The sequence below is a fragment of the Nonomuraea sp. NPDC050643 genome (assembly GCF_040654715.1).
Classification (GTDB): Bacteria; Actinomycetota; Actinomycetes; order Streptosporangiales; family Streptosporangiaceae; genus Nonomuraea.
This window is the reverse complement of sequence record NZ_JBFAIM010000017.1, coordinates 216589-222595: the sequence shown is the minus strand read 5'-3', so window position 1 is coordinate 222595 and position 6007 is coordinate 216589. Positions and strand designations below refer to the sequence as shown.

Annotated in this window: 6 protein-coding genes; 5 read left to right on the top strand and 1 reads right to left on the bottom strand. The window is 69.9% G+C overall.

Going from position 1 to position 6007, the window contains the following annotated elements; all coding sequences use genetic code 11:
* On the top strand, positions 1 to 362 hold a 362-nt coding region (locus AB0I15_RS24610; protein ID WP_358099730.1), incomplete at its 5' end, for a fumarylacetoacetate hydrolase family protein.
* On the top strand, positions 362 to 1375 hold the full coding sequence (locus tag AB0I15_RS24605; RefSeq protein WP_358099727.1) for an alcohol dehydrogenase catalytic domain-containing protein: 1014 nt from the start codon (positions 362 to 364) through the stop codon (positions 1373 to 1375). The genes AB0I15_RS24610 and AB0I15_RS24605, both read left to right, overlap by 1 nt.
* A 289-nt stretch (positions 1376 to 1664) precedes the next feature.
* Here the strand turns inward: AB0I15_RS24605 and AB0I15_RS24600 are convergent, their stop codons facing one another.
* Entirely contained in the window at positions 1665 to 2708 is a 1044-nt protein-coding gene (locus tag AB0I15_RS24600) for a LacI family DNA-binding transcriptional regulator (protein ID WP_358099724.1), read from the bottom strand.
* Positions 2709 to 2942: 234 nt separating this feature from the next.
* Between AB0I15_RS24600 and AB0I15_RS24595 the strand changes: the two genes are divergently transcribed.
* The 3 genes from AB0I15_RS24595 to AB0I15_RS24585 are packed head-to-tail and all read left to right on the top strand — an operon-like array spanning position 2943 to position 6006.
* Complete coding sequence (locus tag AB0I15_RS24595) at positions 2943 to 4256, top strand: extracellular solute-binding protein (protein ID WP_358099721.1); 1314 nt, start codon at positions 2943 to 2945, stop codon at positions 4254 to 4256.
* On the top strand, positions 4253 to 5182 hold the full coding sequence (locus AB0I15_RS24590) for a sugar ABC transporter permease (protein WP_358099719.1): 930 nt from the start codon (positions 4253 to 4255) through the stop codon (positions 5180 to 5182). The genes AB0I15_RS24595 and AB0I15_RS24590 overlap by 4 nt, the downstream gene beginning before the upstream one ends.
* Complete coding sequence (locus AB0I15_RS24585; protein ID WP_358099716.1) at positions 5179 to 6006, top strand: carbohydrate ABC transporter permease; 828 nt, start codon at positions 5179 to 5181, stop codon at positions 6004 to 6006. Before AB0I15_RS24590 ends, AB0I15_RS24585 begins: the two co-directional genes overlap by 4 nt.
* Position 6007: the final 1 nt, after the last annotated feature.

The window sequence follows — 6007 nt, the reverse complement described above, 5'->3', positions numbered from 1 at the left end:
AGATGGAACGCGGCGGCCAATGGAGCAAAGGCAAATCCGCCGAGACCTTCAACCCCGCCGGCCCCTGGCTGGCCACCCCCGACGAGATCCCCGACGTCACCGACCTCACCCTGTGGCTCGACGTCAACGGCACACGCCGCCAGACCGGCACCACCAAAACAATGATCTTCAACCCCTACGTCATCGTCCACCACCTGAGCCAGTTCATGGTCCTCGAACCCGGCGACCTCATCAACACCGGCACCCCACCCGGCGTCGGCATGGGCCACACCCCACCCATCTGGCTCCAGCCCGGCGACCTCATCGAACTCGGCATCGACCGGCTCGGCAGCCAGCGCCAGCAGGTCGTGGGACCCCGCTAGTGCGCGCACTGGTCCTGACCGGCCCGGGCAAGGCCGGGGTCCAGGAGGTCGAGCCCCCGGTCGCCGCGCCCGGCCAGGTGGTCGTGGAGGTCGAGCGGGCCGGTGTGTGCGGCACCGACGTGGAGCTGTTCACCGGCGAGATGAGCTACCTGCACACCGGCCGGTCGTGGTATCCGCTGCGCCCTGGGCACGAGTGGTGCGGCGCCGTCACCGAGCTCGGCGCGGGCGTCGATCCCTCGTGGCTGGGTCGGCGGGTCACCGGCGACACCATGCTCGGCTGCGGGCACTGCGACCGCTGCCGCGCCGGCCGCCACCACGTGTGCGGCGAGCTGGCCGAGATCGGCATCAGCCGCGGCTTCGCCGGAGCCCTCGCCGAGCGGCTCGCCGTCCCGGTCACGGCCCTGCACGCGCTGCCGGACACGGTGGACCCCGCGCTCGGCGCGCTGGTCGAGCCCGGGGGCAACGCCCTGCGGGCGGTACGCGCCGCCGCGCTGCGGCCGGGGGAGCGGCTGCTGATCCTGGGCACGGGCACGATCGGCCTGCTGGCGGCGCTGTTCGCCCGGGCCGAGGGGTTCGAGGTCCACCTGCTCGGCCGCGACCACGACGGCCTGCGCCTGGCCCGGACCCTGGGCTTCGCCGGCGCCTGGACCCGCCCCGACCTGCCCGCGCTGCCCTGGAGCGCCGTCATCGACGCCTCCAACGCGCCCGAGCTGCCCGCTCTCGCGGTCGACCTGGTCGAACCCGCCGGGCGCGTGGCCTACATCGGCGTGGCCGTCAGCCCGAGCATCCTCGACACCCGTGACATGCTGCTCAAGGACGTCACCGCCGTCGGCATCCTGGGCGGCTCGGCCGGTCTGGCCGGCGCCATCGCGGCCTACGCGGGCGCTTCGGTCGACGCCCGGCCGCTGGTGGCCGCCACGGTGGGCCTGGCCGAGAGCGCCGGCGTCCTGGCCGGGCACCGCCCGTCCGGCGCCGGCCCCGGCCCGAAGATCCACATCGACCCCCGCCGGTGACCGATCGGCCGGAGCGCGCCCGGTCCACTCGCTCGAACTCGACCAGGCCACCACCCGGGTAAAGGCGGGTGGTGGCCTGGTCCGGGAGTCAGGCGATGAGCCCGTACTCGATGGCGGTGGCGGCGGTGGCCGCGGCCTGCGCGATCGCGACGGTGATCAGCGCCACGGCGAGGAGGACGACGAACCTGATGGCAGCACGCATGTGGCTTCCCTTCCGCTGGGTCCTACCGTCTCTTCGACGTCCGGAGGCGCCTGGATGGTTGCGGCCGGCAGCGAAGGAAGGGCCGATTCAGCCCCGGGAGCGGGGTGGCGCGGTGGAGCGGCGGGTCACGAGGGTGGGGATGACGGCGAAGCGGACGGCCGCAGCCCGGCCGCCGATGCGTTCGAGCAGCAGCCGCCCCGCGATCTTGCCCATGATGGCGCCGTTCTGATCGACGCTGGTCAGCGAGATGTGGGCGAGGCGTATCATCCGGGCGTTGTCGTAGCCCGCCACGGAGATGTCGCCGGGCACGGCGAGCCCCGCCTCGTGGATGGCGGCGAGCGCGCCGAAGGCGACCTGGTCGGAGCCCGCGAAGATCGCGGTGGGGCGGGGCGCGCGGGTCAGCAGTTCGCGGGCCCCCTCGTAGCCGCCCTCCTCGGTGTAGGCGGTGGCGGCCAGGGCGATCTGGTCGGCCAGGTCGTGCTCGGCCATCACCCGCTCGTACGTCCTGGCCCTGATGGTCTGCAACAGGGCCGCGGGCCGCCCGGAAAGAGGGTCGCGCTGCGTGATGTGCCCGATGCGGCGGTGCCCGAGTGCGATGAGGTGCTCGACGACCAGCTCGGCGCCCACCTCGTCGTCATCGAGCACGCAGTCGTAGAGGGCCGAGCGGTCGTGGCGGCCGAGCACCACCGTGGGCACGCTCCTGGCCAGCGCTTCGAGCTGGGCCTTGGTGCAGGCGGGGGCGACCATGAGGACGCCGTCCACCTGCCGGTCCACCAGCGCGTCACTCGCGCGGCGCTCCGCCTCGGGATCCGCGTCGCCGCCCTGGACCATGATCGCCTGATAGCCGTGACCGGAGATCTCCTCGGTCAGCGCGTCGAGGATCTCGGCGAAGAACGGGTTCCTGATGTGCGGCAGCAGCACCCCGATCGTGAACGTCCGGCCGCGCATCGCCCGCGCCGCGTTGTGCGGACGGTAACCGAGCTCGTCGATGGCGGCCTGCACCTTCGCCCGCATCGCCGCGCTGACGCCATAGGCGTTGCGCAGCACTTTCGACACCGCCGTGGTGGACACCCGGGCATGGTCGGCCACGTCGGTGATCGTCACCCTGCGTCGCCGGTCTCCCGTGACCATACGCCGCCTCTCTTTGAGACCCGACGCGGCCCGATTGTACGGGTCAGAAGCGTCGCACGCGATGGGTAACGTTACCCACTCTGAGCTCTGACGACCCAGGTCTGATCGGTTTGACGTTGGATCACGATTGGGGACCGTTCTCCTCGATGCACTCTTGACGACCGCCCACGTAACGCTTACGTTAACTCGCATCGGGGGTGCTTTAAAACGTTTCAACGGACCCGGAGGGGCGTTGTGAAGACCTCGCACCGCATGACGGGAGCGGCCCTGGCCGTTCTCGCGATGACGGCCCTGACCTCCTGCGGCTCGGGCCCTGGATCTGATTCGGGGCCCGCCGCCGACGGCTCGGCCACCCTGACCTTCCTCATCGACAACAGCCTGGGCACCACCGCCACGGCCAAGGCGCTCACCGATGCCTTCATGCAGGCCAACCCAAAGATCAAAATTGAGACGGAGACCCGGCCGGGCGGCACCGAGGGCGACAACATCGTCAAGACCCGGCTCTCGACGGGCGACATGTCGGATGTGTTCTGGTACAACTCCGGGTCGTTGCTCCAAGCCCTCAACCCGGCCCAGACCATGGTCGACCTCACCGGCGACCCGGTCCTGCAGAACGTGCAGAAGGACTTCCTGCCGGTGGTGAGCCAGGCGGGCAAGGCGTACGGAGTCCCCGCCGGCACGGTGACCGGCGGCGGCATCCTCTACAACCGCAAGATCTACGACCGGCTCGGCCTGAAGGTGCCCGCGACGTGGGCGGAGTTCATGGCCAACAACGACAAGATCAAGGCGGCCGGCGTCGCGCCGGTGATCTCGACGTTCAAGGACACCTGGACCTCGCAGTTGTTCGTGCTCGCCGACTACTACAACGTCCAGGCCGCGACGCCGAACTTCGCCCAGGACTACACCGCGGGCAAGGCCAAGTTCGCCACCACGCCCGCCGCCGTGTCCGGGTTCCAGCACCTGGCCGACGTGCACGCCAAGGGCTACCTCAACGAGGGCTTCGGCTCGGCCACCAACGACCAGGGCGTCAAGATGCTGGCCGAGGGCAAGGGCGCGCACTACCCGATGCTCAGCTCGGCCCTGCCGCCGGTGATGGCGACCTTGCCGCAGGCGGGGACCGACGTCGGCTTCTTCGGCATCCCGGGCACCGACCCGGCCAAGCACGGCGCCACGATCTGGGAGCCCGCCGGCGTCTACATCGCCAAGACCACCGAGAAGGTCGACGCGGCCAAGAAGTTCCTGGCCTTCGTGGCCTCGCCGGCCGCCGCCGACGTGGTCAACAAGGCCGTCCCGCCGACGGGGCCGTACCGGGTCCAGGGCGCCAAGCTGCCCGACGACGCCATCCAGGCCGCCAAGGACCTCCAGGTCTACGTCGACAAGGGCGCCATCGCGCCCGCGCTGGAGTTCGTCTCCCCGGTGAAGGGCCCCTCGCTCGAGCAGATCACGGTCGCGGTCGGCTCCGGGCTCACGACGCCCGCCGAAGGGGCCGCACAGTACGACAAGGACGTGGAGAAGCAGGCCAAGCAGTTGGGCCTCGCGGGGTGGTGACGGAGCAGGCGGCCGGGCCCCGCACGGGGCCCGGCCCGGCCGAGAGCATGCGGCACGCCCGCCGGGCCAAGCACCGGTCGGCCTACCCGTACACGTTGTACGTGCCGGCCGCCGTCGTCTACCTGGTGATCTTCCTGGTGCCGACGGTGATGGCCTTCTACTTCGCCCTGACCCGCTGGACCCTGTTCGACAGCACCTTCGTGGGGCTGGAGAACTTCAGCGACTTCCTGTCGGAGCAGAACCTGCGCATCGGGTTCCAGAACACCCTCATCTACGCGGTCGTCACCAGCGGGCTGAAGGTCGTGCTCGGGCTGTTGCTGGGCGTGGCGCTCACCTCGAAGCTGCGGCTGCGCGGGTTCCTGCGCTCGGTGGTGTTCTTCCCGGTGCTGGTGTCCACCGTGGCCGTGGGCATCACGTTCAGCGCGCTGCTGCGGCCGGACACCGGCCTGGTCAACAAGACCCTCGCGCTGGTCGGCGTCGACGGGCCCGACTGGCTCGGCGACGCCAACACGGCGCTGCTGTCGGTCGCGCTCGTGGACGTGTGGAAGGGCGTGGGCATCGCCACCGTCATCTACATCGCGGGCATCCTGTCCATCCCGCGCGACTACTACCAGGCCGTGGAGGTGGACGGGGGCGGCGCCTGGCACCGGTTCCGGCACGTCACGCTGCCGCTGAGCTGGCCGGCCACCTACTCGGTGATCATCTTGTCGTTCATCGGCGGGCTGCGCTCGTTCGACCTGATCTGGACGATGACCCGCGGCGGGCCCGGCTTCACCAGCGACACCATCGCCTCGATCATCTACAAGCAGTACCAGGCGGGCTTCTTCGGCCTGTCCACGGCCGGGAACGTGCTGCTGTTCGTGGTCGTCACGGCCATCGTCGTCCCGCTCAACTACTTCCTCGGCAAGAGGCAGGTGGCGATATGAGAGCGCTGAGAAGGCTCGGCGTCGAAGGGGTCGCGCTCGTCCTGGCGACCGCGATCTTCCTGGTGCCGTTCTCGTTCATGCTGCTGACCTCGGTCAAGGACACCGTCCAGTCGGCGGACCTGGACTTCGCCTGGCCCGCCAACTGGCCCGTCGTCCAGAACTTCGTCCAGGTCATCGAGGCCCGCGACTACGTGCTGCTGCGCGCCTTCGTCAACAGCACGATCCTGACCGTCGCGTCGGTGGCCCTGATCGTGGTCTTCTCCGCGATGGCCGCGTTCGTGCTGCAGCGCCGGGCCGGCAAGGTCGGCAGGGTGGCCGACTTCCTGGTGCTGTCCGGGCTGATCATCCCGCCCGCTATCGTGCCCACGATCTGGCTGCTGCAGGCGCTCGGCCTGTTCAAGACCATGCCGGGGCTGATCCTGGTCGAGGTCGCCTTCGGGCTGTCGTACGCGGTACTGCTGTTCAGGGCGTTCATCGCGGCCATCCCGCGCGAACTGGACGAGGCCGCCATGATCGACGGCTGCGACGGGCTGCGGCTGTTCTTCCGCGTCATCCTGCCGCTGCTGCGGCCGGTCACCATCACGGTCGTGCTGACCAGCTCGGTGGCCGTCTTCAACGACTTCGTCAACCCGCTGTACTTCCTGCCCGGCGACGACAACGCCACCGTCCAGCTCACCCTCTACAACTTCCAGAGCCAGTACAACACCCAGTGGAACCTGCTGTTCATGGACATCGTGCTCATCACGATCCCGCCGCTGCTGCTGTTCGTCTTCTTCAACCGCAAGATCGTCGCCGGGATGACCGCCGGCGCCATCAAGGGCTGAC

What these genes read in the sequence shown, in the direction of transcription:
- AB0I15_RS24600 (WP_358099724.1), bottom strand. Translation starts at nt 2,708, where the DNA reads ATGGTCACGGGAGACCGGCGACGCAGGGTGACGATCACCGACGTGGCC.
- AB0I15_RS24585 (WP_358099716.1), top strand. Translation starts at nt 5,179, where the DNA reads ATGAGAGCGCTGAGAAGGCTCGGCGTCGAAGGGGTCGCGCTCGTCCTG.